The organism is Pseudomonas sp. XWY-1 (assembly GCF_002953115.1).
Taxonomy (GTDB): Bacteria; Pseudomonadota; Gammaproteobacteria; order Pseudomonadales; family Pseudomonadaceae; genus Aquipseudomonas; species Aquipseudomonas alloputida.
Map to the genome: position 1 here is coordinate 1094409 of NZ_CP026332.1, position 16865 is coordinate 1111273.

Consider the following 16865-nt stretch of genomic DNA (forward strand, 5'->3'; position numbering starts at 1 on the left):
CCGCGCAGGCATCAGGAAAGGGCCCGAAGGCAACTCCAATCCTCTGGCTTATTTCTTCTGCTTCGGCACCCGCACCAGCTGGCTTTCCGAATAGATGTCATGCCAACCGCGCTTGCGCTTGTCGATCAGCACCCAGAAAAAACCCAGCCCCAGGCACAGCCACGAGGCGATCGACACGACGAACCGCAACAGCGCCTGCCACAGGCTGATGGCCGAGCCATCGGCATTCTGCACCCGAACGCCCCATACCTGCATACCCAGCGTCTGCCCGCCGTGGGTCCAGAACTTGGCAAAGAAGCCGAACAGGGCAAACAGCAATACCGTAGACAGCAATGGGTCGCCATCCAGTGCGCCGGCCTCGGTCAGCTCGCGCATGCGTGCTTCGCCGATGATCGACATCTGAATCATCTTGTAGGCGCCGGCGGTCACGATCAGCAGTGCGGTGCACAGTAAAAAGTCATAGAACATCGCTGCCAGGCGCCGGCCCAGGCCGACCGGTGGAAAATCCCCCTGGGGAGTGAGTAGAGGCTTGGACATGCAGGACGCTCCAAAAGACGAGCCCACTATTCTACGGGCAAAAAAAAGCCCCTGCACTTGGCAGGGGCTTTTCAAAGTCTGGCGCTGGATCAGACAGGTTGAACCTTGTCAGCCTGCATGCCTTTTTGGCCTTGGACTGCTTCGAAGGTGACTTGCTGGCCTTCTTTCAGGCTCTTGAAGCCGTTGCCTTCGATAGCGCGGAAGTGAACGAAGAGATCCGGACCGCTTTCTGGGGTGATGAAGCCGTAACCTTTTTCGTCATTGAACCACTTGACGGTACCCTTCTGACGCTCAGCCATTGTCTTATTTCCTATGAAACTTAAATTTTGATGACAGTTACTTTCGCACTTTTTTGTAAGCGAAAGATTACTGGGCTGGGTTGCAGGAAGTAAGAGACGTCGAACGGGTTGTAGCAAATCTCGGCTACTGGCCCAGGTCACGAACTGTTGCGACCCATGCAAACACAGTGCAGTGACTCTACGCCAACTCCCGAGCGAAAAACAAGCCCTTGGTCGTATGGAAAACTGGCGGCTTGCCGATAACCGACCGATTTGTCGGAAACGGCATGGCGCCTGGCCTGGCGCCATGTTCAAAAGTTATTGGGCAGGTTCGAAAACGAATATGTCTACGCTGCCCAAAACCTTCACAAAGCCGTTTCAGCCACGGTAGTAACGTGGTGTCACGAAAGGCATTTTACTGACTTTCAAGGCCACCTTCTTTCCACGCACCACGGCAAACAGTGCGGTGTCGAGTGCAGCATGTTCACTATCGATATAACCCATGGCGACAGGGGCAGCGAGTGTCGGGCCAAAGCCCCCGCTGCACACTTTACCCACCGGTTTATCGTTTGCGTCGACAATGTCCGCACCTTCACGAACAGGCGTACGCTCCTGCGGCAACAGGCCGACACGTTTGCGCGCAACACCATCGCGCACGTGGGCGAAGATCGCCTCGGCACCCGGGAAGCCGGCAGCACGTGCACCGTCGGCACGGCGCACCTTGGAAATTGCCCACAGCAGGCTGGCTTCGATCGGCGTAGTCTCGCTGTTCATGTCGTGGCCATACAGGCACAGGCCAGCTTCCAGGCGCAGCGAGTCGCGTGCGCCCAAGCCGATCGGCTGTACTTCCGGCTCGGCCAGCAGGCGGCGGGCCAGGGCGTCGGCAGCGTTGACCGGTACCGAGATCTCGTAGCCGTCTTCGCCGGTGTAGCCCGAGCGGCTGACGAAGCAGTCCACACCCAGCAGTTTTACCCGGCGGAACTGCATGAAGGTCATGCCGGCCACTTCTGGAGCCAGGCGTTCCAGCACCTTGACTGCAGCCGGGCCTTGCAGGGCGAGCAGGGCACGCTCCTCGAACAGCGGCTGCACCTCGCAACGGCTGCCGATGTGGGTTTGCAGGTGAGCCAGGTCCTGCTCCTTGCAGGCGGCGTTGACGACCAGGAACAGGGTGTCCTCGCCCAGGTTGGCAACCATCAGGTCGTCGAGAATGCCGCCTTGCTCATTGGTGAACATGGCATAGCGCTGCATACCCACCGGCAGGTCGATGATGTCCACCGGTACCAGGCTTTCCAGCGCCTTGGCGGCGTCAGCGCCACGCAGAACGATCTGGCCCATGTGCGAGACGTCGAACAGGCCGGCCTGCTCGCGGGTGTGCAGGTGTTCCTTGAGCACGCCCAGCGGGTACTGCACCGGCATGTCGTAGCCGGCGAACGGCACCATGCGTGCACCCAGTTCCAGATGCAGGGCATGCAGTGGGGTCTTGAGCAGTGTTTCGGACATCGATGACTCCTTGCTGTCATTGTTGGGTCAACATTCGATGATGTTGACGGCCAGGCCGCCACGGGCGGTCTCTTTGTATTTGCTTTTCATGTCGGCGCCGGTCTGGCGCATGGTGCGGATGACCTTGTCCAGCGACACGTAGTGCTGCCCGTCGCCGCGCAGGGCCATGCGTACCGCGTTGATGGCCTTCACCGAGCCCATGGCATTGCGCTCGATACAGGGCACCTGTACGAGGCCGCCTATCGGGTCGCAGGTCAGGCCCAGGTTGTGTTCCATGCCTATTTCGGCTGCGTTCTCCACCTGCTGCACGCTACCGCCCATCACTTCGCACAGCGCACCGGCGGCCATCGAACAGGCAACGCCGACCTCGCCCTGGCAGCCCACTTCGGCCCCGGAGATGGAGGCGTTTTCCTTGTACAGGATGCCGATGGCTGCGGCGGTGAGCAGAAAGCGCACCACCCCGTCCTCGCTGGCACCGGGGACGAAGCGCATGTAGTAGTGAAGGACTGCCGGGACGATGCCCGCTGCACCATTGGTAGGGGCGGTGACCACACGACCGCCGTAGGCGTTTTCCTCGTTCACCGCCAAGGCATAGAGGTTGACCCAGTCGAGCACGGATAGGGCGTCACGCAGGCTGGCTTCCGGGTGGCCGCTCAGTTGGCGGTACAGGGCCGGTGCGCGGCGTTTGACCTTGAGCCCTCCCGGTAATATGCCCTCATGCTGGCAACCTGCCGCGACGCAATCTTGCATCACCTGCCAGATGCGCAGCAGCCCGGCCCGGGTTTCTGCTTCTGGGCGCCAGGCGGACTCGTTGGCCAGCATCACCTGGCTCACCGACAGGTCATGCGCGGTGCAGTGGCCGAGGAGCGCCTTGGCGGTCTTGAACGGATAGGCCAGCACCGTGGTGTCCTCGACGATGCGGTCGTGGCCGGCAGCGTCCTCGTCGACCACGAAACCACCGCCTACCGAGTAGTACTCGCGGCTTCGGATTTGCAGGCCTGCGTCGTCGAACGCGCGGAAGATCATGCCGTTGGGGTGGTAGTCCAACGGCTTGCGGATCATCGCCAGGTGCTGCTTTTCGATGAACGCAATGCTGTGCTCGCCCAGCAGGTTGATGCGTCCGCTGTCGCGGATGACCTGCAGGCGGGCGGGAATGCTGTCGGTGTCGATAATGTCCGGGTGTTCGCCTTCAAGGCCCAGCAGCACGGCTTTGTCACTGCCGTGGCCTTTGCCTGTGGCGCCCAGTGAGCCATACAGCTCGGCTTTGACGCTGGCGGTGCGGGCCAGCAGGCCGTCACGGCGCAGCCCTTCGGCAAACCGCGCAGCGGCGCGCATCGGGCCGACCGTGTGGGAGCTGGAGGGGCCGATGCCGATCTTGAACAGGTCGAAGACGCTCAGTGACATGTGGACCTCCTGCCAGGTTGTTGGGTGGACATTGAGCCCTGTAGGAGCGGGTTTACCCGCGAATGCGGCGGTATAGCCACCATCGCATTCGCGGGTAAACCCGCTCCTACACAGAACCCGCCACCCAAGCCAGGTGGCGGGGAGGGCTATCAGGCGTCCTGATAGCTCTCGATCGACGGGCAGGCGCACACCAGGTTGCGGTCACCGAACACGTTGTCGACCCGGCCGACCGGCGGCCAGTACTTGCCTTCCACCAGGCTCGCCAGGGGGTATACCGCCTGCTCGCGGCTGTAGCCATGGGTCCATTCGCCAACCAGCTCAGCCGAAGTGTGCGGTGCGTTTTTCAGCGGGTTGTCGTCCTTGTCCAGGCTACCGTCCTCCACCGCGCGGATTTCTTCGCGGATCTGGATCATTGCGTTGCAGAAGCGGTCCAGTTCTTCTTTGGACTCGCTTTCGGTCGGCTCGATCATCAGCGTGCCAGCCACCGGGAAGGACATGGTCGGGGCGTGGAAGCCGAAGTCGATCAACCGCTTGGCCACGTCGTCGACACTGATGCCGCTGGTGTCCTTCAGTGGGCGCAGGTCGAGAATGCACTCGTGAGCCACCAGGCCGTTACCGCCGGTATACAGAACAGGATAGTGCTCTTCCAGGCGGCGGGCGATGTAGTTGGCGTTGAGGATTGCCATCTGCGAGGCACGTTTGAGGCCGGCACCGCCCATCATGCGGATATACATCCATGTGATTGGCAGGATGCTGGCGCTACCGAACGGCGCAGCGCATACCGCGCCCTGGGTGTTTTCCAGCTGTGCATGGCCTGGCAGGAACGGCGCCAGGTGCGACTTGACGCCAATCGGGCCAACACCCGGGCCACCACCACCGTGCGGGATGCAGAAGGTCTTGTGCAGGTTCAGGTGGGAAACGTCGCCGCCGAACTTGCCTGGCGCGCACAGTCCGACCATGGCGTTCATGTTGGCGCCATCGATGTACACCTGGCCGCCGTTGTCGTGGATGATCGCGCAGATTTCGCCGATCGCTTCCTCGAACACGCCGTGGGTCGACGGGTAGGTGATCATGATTGCGGCCAGGCGCTCGCGGTGCTCGATGGCTTTGGCGCGCAGGTCCTCGACATCGACGTTGCCACGGGCGTCACAGGCGGTAACCACGACACGCATGCCAGCCATGTGTGCGGTGGCCGGGTTGGTGCCATGGGCCGACGACGGGATCAGGCAGATATCGCGATGGCCTTCACCACGGCTGCGGTGGTAGGCGCGGATCGCCAACAGCCCGGCGTATTCGCCCTGCGAGCCGGCGTTGGGCTGCAGCGACACGGCATCATAGCCAGTGGCCGCGCACAGCATGGCCTCCAGTTCGGTGGTCATCTGCAGGTAGCCCTGGCTCTGCTCGGCCGGGGCGAACGGGTGCAGGTTGCCGAACTCGGCCCAGGTGACCGGGATCATTTCGCTGGCGGCGTTCAGCTTCATGGTGCACGAGCCCAGCGGGATCATGCTGCGGTCCAGCGCCAGGTCCTTGTCGGCCAGGCGGCGCAGGTAGCGCATCAGCTCGGTTTCGCTGTGGTAGCGGTTGAACACCGGGTGTTCGAGGATGGCCGACTGGCGCAGCAGGGCGGCAGGCAGCAGGGAACCGGTGCTGGCGGCCAGTGCGGTGAAATCAGGCTGTGCCTGCTCGCCACCCAACAGCTGCCACAGCGACTCGACGTCAGCCTGAGTGCTGGTTTCGTCCAGAGACAGGCCCACATGGGCGGCATCGATCTGGCGCAGGTTGATGCCCTGGGCGCGTGCCTTGTCATGCAGGCTGGCGGTGGCAGTGCCGGTGGCCAGGGTCAGGGTATCGAAGGCGCTGGCGCCCACCACTTGTACGCCCAGCGCCTTCAGGCCGGCGGCGAGGATCGCGGTCAGGGCGTGGGTGCGTTCGGCAATGCGCTTGAGGCCGGCAGGGCCGTGGTACACGGCGAACATGCTGGCGATGTTGGCCAGCAGCACCTGGGCGGTGCAGATGTTGCTGGTGGCCTTTTCGCGGCGGATGTGCTGCTCGCGGGTCTGCATGGCCAGACGCAGGGCGGTTTTGCCGAAGCGGTCGATCGACACGCCGACCAGGCGGCCAGGCATGTCGCGCTTGAACGCGTCGCGGGTGGCGAAGTAAGCCGCGTGCGGGCCACCGAAGCCCAGTGGCACGCCGAAGCGCTGGGCGCTACCGATGGCCACGTCGGCGTCGAATTCGCCCGGTGGGGTCAGCAGGGTCAGGGCCAGTAGGTCTGCCGCTACGGCGACCAGGGCGTTGGCCGCGTGGAAGCGCTGCACGACCTCGCGGTAGTCGAACACTTCACCGTTGCTGGCAGGGTATTGCAGCAGGGCGCCGAAGAAGGCGCTGACATCGCCCAGCTCGCGCTCGTCGCCAACCACAACCTCGATACCCAGCGGCTCGGCACGGGTGCGCAGCACGTCGAGGGTTTGCGGGTGGCAGTGCACGGAGGCGAAGAAGGCATGGCTGGACTTGTTCTTCGACAGGCGCTTGCAGAAGGTCATGGCCTCGGCCGCAGCAGTGGCTTCGTCGAGCAAGGAGGCGTTGGCGATCGGCAGGCCGGTGAGGTCGCTGATCAGGGTCTGGAAGTTCAGCAGCGCTTCCAGGCGGCCTTGGGAAATTTCTGGCTGATACGGGGTGTAGGCGGTGTACCAGGCCGGGTTTTCCAGCAGGTTGCGCAGGATCGGTGCCGGAGTGTGGGTGTTGTAGTAGCCCTGGCCGATGTAGCTTTTGAACAGCTGGTTCTTGCCAGCGATGGCCTTGAGCGCAGCGAGCGCGTCGGCCTCGCTCTGGCCGTCGTGCGAGCCAAGCACGCTGGTACCTTTGATGCTGTCGGGGATGACCGCAGCGGTCATGGCGTCCAGCGAGTCGAAGCCCAGTGCAGTGAGCATGGCCTGTTCGTCAGCGGCGCGCGGGCCTATGTGACGGGCGATGAATTCGTTGGCGGTGCCGAGGTTGATGGTCATGGCGGGATTCCTCAGGCGTCGTCGTTGGCTTTGAGCAGGCGGTCGTAGGCGTCCTGGTCGAGCAGAGCGGTTACGGCTTCTGCATCGGCAGGGATGAAGCGGAAGAACCAGCCTTCGCCCATCGGGTCTTCGTTGACCAGTTCAGGGCTGTCTTCGAGCTGGCCGTTGACCTCGACCACTTCACCCGTCAGTGGCATGTACACGCCGCTGGCGGCCTTGACCGATTCGACGGTGGACGCTTCGCTGCCTTTCTCATACTGCTGCAACTCTGGCAGTTGCACGAAAACCACGTCGCCAAGGGCATTCTGGGCGTAGGCGGTGATGCCCACGGTGACGCTGCCATCGGCTTCGACGCGCAGCCATTCGTGATCTTCAGTGAAACGCAACTCGCTCATGGGGAATCCTCGGGAAGCAGGGCGTTGGGGGCGCGGTGGCGCCGCGCTCTTAGGGTAGGATTCCCTTAGCAATAATGCGGCCAACCTATAAAACTTCTTATTTATCAATAGATTACGTAAATTTACGGAGAAGCCGTATTTATCGTGTGGAATGATATCGTTACAGGTGCCTCTGAGAGGAAAAGGGTTTGAGCATCAAACCCTTGTGCACCGACGGCGAGGAGGGTGTGTATCGTTTTCGCTACGACGTAGCGAAAACGATACATGTGGTGCCTGGACTGGCGAGGTGCCAATGGCCTTCGGTCATCTCACTTTCAGCAGATGATCCAGCGAAAACGCGCCGGCGCCTCGGGCAACCAGGAGCAGCAAGAGCCCCGCCCAGGTCAGGTGGGTGGGCCACGCATCGGGGTAGACGAACACTTCGATCACCAACGTCATGCCCAGCAGTGCCAGCGCCGATAGCCGGGTCATCAGCCCGAGCACCAGCAATAGCGGGAACAAGTGCTCAGCGTAGGCGGCCAGGTGCGCTGCAAGCCAGGGCGAGAGTAGCGGCAGCGCGTATTCGGTGCGGAACAGCTCATAGGTGCCGGGTGTAAGGGTGAGGAAACCCTCCACTTTGGTGCGTCCGGAAAGAAAGAATATCGAGGCGATCCCGAACCGGGCGACCAGGCACAACAGGTCATCGCTCAAACGCCGCTCGAGGCTCTGTGCAACGTGGTTCCAGGCGCGCCGCAGGCTGCTGGCCGGAGGTGTGAAATCGGCACTAGCCATGGTGGTGTACTCCTGTGAAGGCGAGTGAGCGAAACGCCTGGGCCGTCATCAGGCGCCCGAGCATCTCGGTGAAATCCAGGTCGGTTTCAGCGTGTCGCGCCAGGTCCGAGGCCTGCATCAGCGACTGTCCGGCAGCACAGGCCTTGAGAAACGCATGGCCACCTTTTCCCAGTGGCTGGTGGCATACGCCATCAGCGGTGCCGACAAACAGCACCCCTTCGCCCACCCATGGTTGGTCATCGGGCCAGGCAACCTGCTCGCGGGCGCAGCGCCACAGGGTGTACACAGGGTGCGCCTCGCACCAGTACCAGCGAGCACTGGCACGGGGGTGCAAGCAACCGTGATCAAGATCGCTGGGGGTCATGCCTGCCAGTTCGACAAGGTTCAGGCACGTTTCGTACGGCGCACTGAAGGCTTCTGTCCAACGCAGGTCCAGGCGGGCGACTTCCGCCAGATACGGCACAGCGTGCTGTGACTGAATGTCTTCGAGGAAATCCGGGAAGGTCGCGCCGTAGCAGATCAACCGGGGATCGCTGGGGGGGAATTGCCGCGCATAGATTGCCGCGGTCTCATCCATCCAGGTGCGCCCGACGAGTGTGCACACGCTCGGAAAGTTTGCGCGCAGCGCATCCACGCAGCCGGCCAACACCGTGTTGCGATAAACCGCGAACGCCGCTTGTTCGGTCACGCCCGCAAGCTGGGGAGCGGGACGGGAATAGAGCGCCTCGATGAACGCTTGCTGGAACTGACCAAGGGAAAGGTTCATGGTAATACACCTGGGCAAGTCATGATCGACTGTGCAATGGACCGTTCAGCAAGCAGTTCGGTGAACGGGGGAAGCTTGTCGTCACGTTCAATGAGGGTCGGGCGCGGGCCGACACGGGAAACCAGTTTGCGGTACAGCGCCCATACAGGCTCGGCCACCTGCGCATCATGAGAGTCGATCAACAGGCTGCCTTGGTCGTCGTCGCTGTGCCCGGCCAGATGAACTTCTGTGATGGCTTGCGCTGGAAAGCGGTCCAGGTAGGCAGTTGCCGAGAACCCCAAATTGTGAGCGCTCACGTAGACGTTGTTGATGTCCAGCAACAGACCACAACCGGTGCGACGTGTCAGTTCGCCAAGAAAGTCGATCTCGTCCCAGTCATGGCCCTGCAGCTGCAAGTAATGACTGGGGTTTTCGATGGATATCCGCCGGCCCAAAACCTCCTGGCATCGCTGGATGTTTTCAGCGATGCGCTGCAGGGCTTCGTTGCTGCGCGGAAATGGCAGCAGGTCTGGATGGTAGTGCCCCTGCCAGGTTGACCAGGCCAGGTGCTCTGATACCAGTACCGGTTTGGTCTGATCGCACAGTGCGCGCAGACGCTGCAGATGGTCCTGATCGGGGGCCGCGTCAGCCGCAAGCGAAAGTGCCACACCATGCAATGAGACCGGGTGCCGCTCTGCGATTCGGTTCAGCCAGGCAAGGCGAGGGCCACCGACCATGTAGTTCTCCGGGTGAACTTCAAACCAGAGCCCTTCGAGATTGCACGCCAGCGCCTGGTCGTAGTGCTCGGCCTTCAGGCTGACTCCGGCGCCCATTCGTGCGTCTGCGTTCATGGTCGGTTTCCCCTGATCAAGACTTGATAGGTGTCAGCGAGCCCATGCCGGCGGGTGTCTTGATCGATGTGCAGGTGCCGGCGGGGACGTTTTTCCAGTGCATGCCGTCGTAGTCCTTCTTCGCACTGCCAGCGCAGCTGGTGCCGGCGCCGGCCTTGCAATCGTTCTTTCCTGCCATGGCGACGCCGTAGCATTTTTCCATGGCAGCGCCATTGCCTGCGGGTTGCGTGCTGTCGGCCGCCATGGCGGCGCCTGCAAGCGTGGCAAGCGCGAGTGCTGCGGTGGTGAGGGCGAGGGTTTTCATGGTCAATCTCCTGAGAGTGTGGCCGTGGTCTATACCGGCGGCTCATGGAGTAATTCGTGCCTCGCGTAAAAAGGGTTACAGCCTTGGAAGAAATTTTTTCAGGGCGTGTCTTCACGACCTGATGTTGAAGCCAAGGGCATGGCATATTTGCAGCACCTGCGTGCCACACGGCGGGAGCGGATGAATCAAGTCAATTGTATTCAGGGTGTAACCCAGGCGACCCATGCAGCGAACTAACTCACAGGATGAGCTCGAGGCTCGCGAGGCCCGGTTGAAAGCACTGTTGCTTCAGGGGCTGACAGGCGACCAGCTGGCCTATCAGGATTTTCTTGGCACGCTTGCGCTGCATGTACGTGCGTTTCTGCGCAGCCGTCTGAGCAGGCGCCCGGCCGAGATAGAGGACATGGTGCAGGATGTGCTGCTGGCGGTGCATAACGCGCGCCACACTTACCAGCCGCAGCAGCCTTTGACTGCCTGGGTGCAGGCGATCGCCCGTTACAAGCTGGCGGATCATCTGCGAAGTGTTTCACGTCGCGACGCCCGGCATGATGTGCTGGACGATGATGCGCAACTGTTTGCCGTCTCGGAGGTTGAATCAGCCGAGGCCAGCCGAGACCTGACCAAGCTGCTCAAACAGCTGCCAGAGCGGCAACGACTGCCGATTGTTCATGTCAAGCTGGAGGGGTTGTCTGTCGAAGAGACGGCACAACTTACCGGGCTTTCCAGTTCAGCGGTAAAGGTTGGGATACATCGAGGTCTGAAAGCGCTATCCAGGCTGATTGGAGGAGCCAACAACCATGAAGACTGACGATTTGATTGCCTTGCTGGCCGCAGGCGAAGGGCCAGTGCCGCGCCACGCCGTTGGCAGGCGGATGGCAGTGGCTGTGCTGGGCGGGCTGACCGCAGCACTGCTGCTGACTATTACCCTTTACGGTGTACGTAGTGATATCACGGAGGTCGCACAAACCCCGCTGTTCTGGGGCAAAGTCGCCTTTCCAACCAGCTTGGCGTTGATCGGGCTGTGGTTGACGAGCCGCTTGGCCAGGCCAGGAGGGAAGGGCGCTGCAGGCTGGAAGATGCTTGGCTTGCCACTGCTGCTTGTCTGGTGCGGGGCGGCGGTGAGTATCGCCGGGGCGCCTGTGGAGGCGCGCGCCGACCTGTTGTTCGGGCGCACATGGCGTACCTGCGCACTGAATATCGCGTTGCTGTCGGTGCCAGCCTTTGTCACCGTGTTCTGGGCGCTGAAAGGCCTGGCGCCGACCCGGTTGCGGCTGGCAGGTGCTGCCGGTGGCCTGCTGGCGGGCTCGAGCGCAACAGTGGCCTACTGCCTGCATTGCCCGGAAATGGGCGTGCCGTTCTGGGGGGTGTGGTATGTCCTCGGCATGCTCGTGCCGACGGTACTCGGTGCCTGGTGGGGCCCCCGCATGCTGCGTTGGTAGGCTGTGCCGGCAGGCCCCACGCAACTCAGAACGACGTGCTGATTGCCTGCCCTGGCTTCACAGGTTCGTGACCTCGCTTAACCCGCAACAAACCAAGGCAATGCCAGGTACAGCTTGATCACGATGACATTGATGATGTCGATGAAGAACGCCCCCACCATCGGCACCACCAGGAAGGCGAGGTGCGAGGCACCATAGCGTTGTGTCACCGCTTGCATGTTGGCGATGGCTGTCGGTGTAGCACCCAGGCCGAAGCCACAGTGGCCGGCAGCCAGAACTGCTGCATCGTAGTTGCGCCCCATTACCTTGAACGTCACGAAGATTGCGAACAGCGCCATGACCAGTGTCTGTGCGGCCAACAAGGTAAAGAAGGGTAATGCCAGGGCTGCCAGGTCCCACAACTTGAGCGACATCAAGGCAATGGCCAGGAACAGGGACAAACTCACATTGCCCAGTACCGACACTTCCCGTTCGAATACTTTGTAAACACCTAAAGCCCGAAGCCCATTGCGCAACAGTACGCCGACGAAGAGTACGCAAACAAATGTCGGCAGTTCGAATGCTGTGCCTTTCAACAAGCCATTAAGTAAGGTACCGGTCAGTAAGCTGACAGCAATAAGTGCCAAGGTTTCTATAAATGAAAACGAGGTGATCAGGCGCTCTTTGTCCGGTTGTTCAAAGCCTTTGGGTAATTGCGGTGCTTCTTCTTGCACCCCAGGCGTTTCGACCCGTTTGATCAGCAACCGGGCGACTGGGCCACCAATCAAACCGCCCAACACCAGGCCGAAAGTGGCAGAGGCCATTGCCAGTTCCGAAGCCGAAGCCAGGCCGAACCGCTCAGTGAAGGTCGCGCCCCAGGCAGCGCCTGTGCCGTGGCCACCCGACAAGCTGATCGAACCGGCCAGCAGGCCCATCAGCGGGTCGAGCCCCAATGCTGTTGCCAGGCCGATGCCCATGGCGTTCTGAACCATTAGCAAACCCGTCACCACCAGAAGGAATACGGCGACCACCCGTCCACCCTTCTTCAGGCTTGCGAAGTCTGCACTCAAGCCGATGGTAGCGAAGAATGCCAGCATCAACGGTGTTTGCAACGAGGTATCAAATTGGACGTGTACATCGAAACTGCGCAATGCCAGGAGTGACAAGGCAACGACCAGGCCGCCTGCAACAGGCTCCGGGATATTGTATGCGCGCAGGAAACCAATGCGTGCAACCAGGCCGCGTCCCAGTAGCAGTACCAAAGAGGCGGCTACAAGTGTCCCGTAAAAATCGAGTTCGAACATCAGGGTACTCTTCGTTCAAGGTGACAAGCAAAATTACAATGTCGCCATTCTACGGGGAGCACTCCAGTTAATTGTGGCTCAGCGGCTAGGAAAAGTCCGATTCAATCATGGGTTTTGACCACAGTCCTCATGGTTTCCCGGGTATTCCATATTTACGCAGCCTCTGCGCGATAGCCGTGTGCGAAGTTTGCAAGCGCCCGGCCAGTTGCCGTGTTGACGGGTAGCTGGCGTATAAGCGCTGTAACAGTTCGCGCTCGAAATCACCTACAGCCTGTTCCAGGCTGGCCACTTCGCCGTCTTGCCCGCGTGCCACCGAGGTGCCGGCGATATCCAGGTCGCCGATATCCACCAGGTTGCCCTCGCAGATAGCCGCGGCGCGGAAGATCACGTTCTGCAACTGGCGCACATTGCCCGGCCAAGGGTTGGCCAGCAGTGCCGAATGGGTGGAGGGGGTCAGCCGACAGGCTGGGCGCTGGATCTGCGTGCACGCCTGCTGCATGAAGAAGTGCGCCAGCATCAGGATGTCCTGGCCACGGTCGCGAAGCGGCGGTACCTCCAGGTTAAGCACGTTCAGACGGTAGAACAGGTCTTCGCGGAAGCTGCCTTCGGCGACCATGCGCTCCAGATCGCGGTGGGTGGCGCTGATGATGCGCACATCCACCTTCACTTCACGGTCGCCACCCACCCGGCGGAAGCTGCCATCGCTGAGAAAACGCAGCAGCTTGGCCTGCAGGTAGGGCGACATTTCACCAATTTCATCGAGGAACACGGTGCCCTGGTTGGCCAGTTCCATCAGCCCAGGCTTGCCACCTCGTTGCGCGCCGGTAAAGGCCCCGGGCGCGTAGCCGAACAGCTCGCTTTCGGCCAGGCTCTCGGGCAGCGCGGCGCAGTTCAGGGCCAGGAACGGGGCCGCGTGGCGGCTGCTGACGGCATGGCAGGCGCGGGCTACCAGTTCCTTGCCGGTGCCGGTCTCGCCATGCACCAGCAGCGGTGCATCGAGCGCAGCCACGCGTAAGGCGCGGGCCTTGAGGGTGCGGATGGCCGGCGACTCGCCCAGCAAGGCATCGAAGCCTTCGGCGTGGTCGTGGTGCAGGGCCGACAGGCGTTCGCCCATGCGCGAGGGGGGATACAGCGTCAGCAGGCCACCGGCGTTGGTAATCGGCATGGCGTCCAGCAGCAGGCTATGGCCGTTCAGCTGCATTTCGCGCATGGGCAGGTGGAAGTTGTTGTCCAGCAGCGCCTGCAGCAGCGCGGGGTCGCCAAACAGCTCACCCACCGAGCGGCCGGCAGATTCGCGGCCGCACAGTTCGATCAGCGCCGGGTTGGCCAACAGCACCAGGCCTGCACTATCTACCGCCAGCACCGGGTCGCTCATGGCGGCCAGCAGGGCATCGAGTTGCAGGTGGCGGCGCTGGCCGGGGAGGATGTCGACCACGTCCACCGATTGCACGCCGTGTACTTCGAACAGCGCGTCGTGCAGTTCTTCAAGTACGGCGGGGCTGAGGGTGGGGGCGTCGATGTAGACGTTCGGCGGGACCATCTCCACGGCGTCCAGGTTGAGGTTGCGGGCACCGAGCAGGGCGAGGACTTCCTGGGTGATACCGACGCGGTCGATGAAGCTGACGTGGATGCGCATGGGGTTCGAACAGTTGGCAATGGAGGCCGCCAGTATGCCCTGAGACGGGTGTCAGGCCCAAGGTTGGCGGTGGCGCATTCGCGGGCGCGCCCGCTCCCACAGGCTTGCTGCTGTGGGGGCGGGCTTGCTCGCGAAAAGGGTCACTCCAGATGTTCAGGTTTGATCGGGTCGCCCGATTTCACATCGAGCTTTTCGCGAATGTCCGCGAACATATGGTCATAGAGCTTGTGCGGCGAACTCAGGGTCTCGAATTTCTTCGGCGGCGCCAGATATGACTGCGCCTTGCGGGTCAGTAGCATGAGGAAGCTGGGCAAGGCCTGGTCCTTGGCCAGGAAGAACTTTTCTTCCACCGTCTTGCCTTCGATGCTGCCATGCATGTGGAACTGAATGCCTCTGCCTTCCTTGGGGTCCGACACGGCCTCGTACTCGATGTTCAGGTCATAGCTGTGGTCGGCGTTGTTCAGCGCAGAGCGCTCGATGTGTACATGACCGGGCTGATACTGGGCCATGGCTATCTCCTTTGGAAGGTCGAAAATGGCGGGCCGCGTAAGCCCGCCGACTGCATTCAACGGTAGCTGATCCCCGGCTTCTCGGTGGAAACCCGAGTGCCGGCTTTGCCTTTGACGATGCCTTCGATGTTCTCCAGCGAACTGATCACCGCCACCTTGCCGGTGTTGCGGGCAAAGTCGCAGGCGGCCTGCACCTTCGGCCCCATGGAGCCGGCGGCAAACCCCAGCGTTTCCAACGCGTCCGGGTGGGCCTGGGCGATGGCCTTCTGCGTCGGCTTGCCCCAGTCAATGTAGGCTGCATCGACGTCGGTGGCGATAATCAGAAGGTCGGCTTCCAATTGCTCGGCCAGCAGCGCCGAGCACAGGTCTTTGTCGATCACCGCCTCGATGCCTTTGAGCTTGCCGTTTTCATCGTACATGGTGGGGATGCCGCCACCGCCTGCGCAAATCACGATGCTGCTTTTTTCCAGCAGCCACTTGATCGGGCGAATTTCGAAGATGCGCTTGGGTTTCGGGCTGGCTACCACGCGGCGGTACTTGTCGCCGTCGGCCTTGACCACCCAGCCCTTTTCCTTGGCCAGGCGCTCGGCCTCTTCCTTGCTGTAGACCGGGCCGATGAACTTGGTCGGATCCCTGAAGGCCGGGTCATTGGCGTCCACTTCCACTTGGGTGAGCAAGGTGGCGAATGGCACCTCGAAGGCCAGCAGGTTGCCCAGTTCCTGTTCGATCATGTAACCGATCATGCCCTCGGTCTCGGCACCCAGCACGTCCAGCGGGTAGGCCTCGTCTGGCTTGTACGACAGGGCCTGAAGCGACAGCAGACCCACTTGCGGGCCGTTGCCGTGGGCGATGACCAGCTCGTTGCCAGGGTGAATCTTGGCGATCTGTTCGGTGGCGGTGCGGATATTGGCGCGCTGGTTGTCAGCGGTCATGGGCTCGCCGCGACGAAGCAGGGCGTTGCCGCCCAATGCAACAACGATACGCATGTGGAATGTCCTTTAGCGAAAGAATGAATGGACTGTCGCTGCACGGAGGATGCGGAGTTCGCTGTGGGAGCTGGCATGCCCGCGAAGAGGCCAGACCTGACATCATCGATGATGCGGCTGACGCCTTCGCGGGCACGCCCGCTCCCACAGGGACTGCGGGCTACCTATAGATCAGCCAGGGTCGATACCAGGATCGCCTTGATCGTGTGCATGCGGTTTTCCGCCTGCTCGAAGGCGATGCACGCTGGCGACTCGAACACGTCATCGGTCACTTCGATGCCGTTGGCCAGGTCCGGGTATTGTTCGGCGATCTGCTTGCCTACCTTGGTTTCGGAGTTGTGGAATGCCGGCAGGCAGTGCATGAACTTGGTCCGTGGGTTACCGGTGGACTTCATCAGTTCGGCATTCACCTGATAAGGCTTGAGCTGTTTGATGCGCTCACCCCAGGCTTCGATCGGCTCGCCCATCGATACCCACACGTCGGTATGGACAAAGTCGACACCTTTGACCGCGGCTTTCGGGTCTTCGGTGAGGGTAATGCGTGCGCCGCTTTCTTCAGCGTACTGCTTGCAGCGCTCGACCAGGTCGTCGTGTGGCCACAGTGCCTTGGGCGCGGCGATGCGCACATCCATGCCCAGCTTGGCGCCGATCAGCAGCAGCGAGTTGCCCATGTTGTTGCGGGCATCGCCCAGGTAGGCGTAGCTGATGTCGTGCAGCGGCTTGTCGCTGTGCTCACGCATGGTCAGCACGTCGGCGATCATCTGGGTCGGGTGGTATTCGTCGGTCAGGCCGTTGAACACCGGTACGCCGGCGAACTTGGCCAGCTCTTCGACGATTTCCTGCTTGAAGCCACGGTACTCGATGGCGTCATACATGCGCCCGAGCACACGGGCGGTGTCCTTCATGCTTTCCTTGTGGCCGATCTGCGAGGAGTTGGGGTCGATGTAGGTGACGTTGGCGCCTTGGTCATAGGCTGCGACTTCGAAGGCACAACGGGTACGGGTGGAGGTTTTTTCGAAGATCAGGGCGATGTTGTTGCCCTTCAGGTGCTGCTGCTCGGTGCCCGTGTACTTGGCGCGCTTGAGGTCGCGGGACAGGTCCAGCAGGTAGCGCAACTCGCGGGTGGTGTGGTGTTCCAGGCTGAGCAAGTTGCGGTTGTGAATGTTGAACGCCATGACAGTTTCTCCTTGAGTTCGGTGATGTCCCGGCCGCCACTTCATGG

At 61.7% G+C, this 16865-nt stretch carries 17 protein-coding genes; 2 read left to right on the forward strand and 15 right to left on the reverse strand.

What is annotated here, in order from left to right; all coding sequences use genetic code 11:
* Nucleotides 1-48: 48 nt before the first annotated feature.
* The 10 genes from PRJ_RS05215 to PRJ_RS05260 all read right to left on the reverse strand — a co-directional run bounded on the left by PRJ_RS05215 (nucleotide 49) and on the right by PRJ_RS05260 (nucleotide 9790).
* Entirely contained in the window at nucleotides 49-537 is a 489-nt protein-coding gene (locus tag PRJ_RS05215; RefSeq protein ID WP_003255094.1) for an RDD family protein, read from the reverse strand.
* An 89-nt stretch (nucleotides 538-626) separates the two neighbouring features.
* Entirely contained in the window at nucleotides 627-836 is a 210-nt protein-coding gene (locus PRJ_RS05220; RefSeq protein ID WP_014589840.1) for a cold-shock protein, read from the reverse strand.
* Between the two features lie 357 nt (nucleotides 837-1193).
* A complete protein-coding gene (gene gcvT, locus PRJ_RS05225) occupies nucleotides 1194-2315 on the reverse strand; it encodes a glycine cleavage system aminomethyltransferase GcvT (protein ID WP_104960862.1) in 1122 nt (373 codons plus the stop codon).
* A gap of 27 nt (nucleotides 2316-2342) precedes the next feature.
* A complete protein-coding gene (locus PRJ_RS05230; protein WP_003255090.1) occupies nucleotides 2343-3719 on the reverse strand; it encodes an L-serine ammonia-lyase in 1377 nt (458 codons plus the stop codon).
* A gap of 149 nt (nucleotides 3720-3868) precedes the next feature.
* Complete coding sequence (gene gcvP / locus PRJ_RS05235) at nucleotides 3869-6724, reverse strand: aminomethyl-transferring glycine dehydrogenase (RefSeq protein ID WP_104960863.1); 2856 nt, start codon at nucleotides 6722-6724, stop codon at nucleotides 3869-3871.
* An 11-nt stretch (nucleotides 6725-6735) separates the two neighbouring features.
* Nucleotides 6736-7119, reverse strand: coding sequence for a glycine cleavage system protein GcvH (gene gcvH, locus PRJ_RS05240; protein WP_003255087.1), 384 nt, complete (start codon nucleotides 7117-7119; stop codon nucleotides 6736-6738).
* A gap of 303 nt (nucleotides 7120-7422) precedes the next feature.
* Nucleotides 7423-7890, reverse strand: coding sequence for a DoxX family protein (locus tag PRJ_RS05245; RefSeq protein ID WP_014589844.1), 468 nt, complete (start codon nucleotides 7888-7890; stop codon nucleotides 7423-7425).
* Entirely contained in the window at nucleotides 7883-8656 is a 774-nt protein-coding gene (locus PRJ_RS05250) for a DNA-binding domain-containing protein (RefSeq protein WP_104960864.1), read from the reverse strand. Before PRJ_RS05250 ends, PRJ_RS05245 begins: the two co-directional genes overlap by 8 nt.
* Nucleotides 8653-9486, reverse strand: a complete 834-nt coding sequence (locus PRJ_RS05255; protein ID WP_177429882.1) for a DUF692 domain-containing protein — start codon at nucleotides 9484-9486, stop codon at nucleotides 8653-8655. The genes PRJ_RS05250 and PRJ_RS05255 overlap by 4 nt, the downstream gene beginning before the upstream one ends.
* Nucleotides 9487-9502: 16 nt before the next feature.
* A complete protein-coding gene (locus PRJ_RS05260) occupies nucleotides 9503-9790 on the reverse strand; it encodes a DUF2282 domain-containing protein (protein ID WP_010952179.1) in 288 nt (95 codons plus the stop codon).
* A 223-nt stretch (nucleotides 9791-10013) separates the two neighbouring features.
* On the opposite strand from PRJ_RS05260, the gene PRJ_RS05265 reads away from it, so the two are divergent.
* Entirely contained in the window at nucleotides 10014-10598 is a 585-nt protein-coding gene (locus tag PRJ_RS05265; protein ID WP_010952180.1) for a sigma-70 family RNA polymerase sigma factor, read from the forward strand.
* Nucleotides 10588-11229, forward strand: a complete 642-nt coding sequence (locus PRJ_RS05270; RefSeq protein ID WP_104960866.1) for a DUF1109 domain-containing protein — start codon at nucleotides 10588-10590, stop codon at nucleotides 11227-11229. The genes PRJ_RS05265 and PRJ_RS05270 overlap by 11 nt, the downstream gene beginning before the upstream one ends.
* Before the next feature lie 77 nt (nucleotides 11230-11306).
* On the opposite strand, the gene gltS is transcribed toward PRJ_RS05270, so the two are convergent.
* The 5 genes from gltS to PRJ_RS05295 all read right to left on the reverse strand — a co-directional run bounded on the left by gltS (nucleotide 11307) and on the right by PRJ_RS05295 (nucleotide 16818).
* Nucleotides 11307-12512: a sodium/glutamate symporter gene (gene gltS / locus PRJ_RS05275; protein ID WP_020189901.1), complete on the reverse strand. Its 1206-nt coding sequence runs from the start codon at nucleotides 12510-12512 to the stop codon at nucleotides 11307-11309.
* Between the two features lie 127 nt (nucleotides 12513-12639).
* Nucleotides 12640-14148, reverse strand: a complete 1509-nt coding sequence (locus PRJ_RS05280; protein ID WP_003255078.1) for a sigma-54-dependent transcriptional regulator — start codon at nucleotides 14146-14148, stop codon at nucleotides 12640-12642.
* A 140-nt stretch (nucleotides 14149-14288) separates the two neighbouring features.
* Nucleotides 14289-14657 carry a DUF5064 family protein gene (locus tag PRJ_RS05285; protein ID WP_003255077.1) on the reverse strand — a complete coding sequence of 123 codons (369 nt, stop codon included), beginning with the start codon at nucleotides 14655-14657 and terminating at the stop codon, nucleotides 14289-14291.
* A gap of 56 nt (nucleotides 14658-14713) precedes the next feature.
* Nucleotides 14714-15643, reverse strand: a complete 930-nt coding sequence (gene arcC, locus PRJ_RS05290; RefSeq protein ID WP_104960867.1) for a carbamate kinase — start codon at nucleotides 15641-15643, stop codon at nucleotides 14714-14716.
* 164 nt (nucleotides 15644-15807) lie between these two features.
* A complete protein-coding gene (locus PRJ_RS05295; protein ID WP_010952185.1) occupies nucleotides 15808-16818 on the reverse strand; it encodes an ornithine carbamoyltransferase in 1011 nt (336 codons plus the stop codon).
* Between the last annotated feature and the right edge of the window lie 47 nt (nucleotides 16819-16865).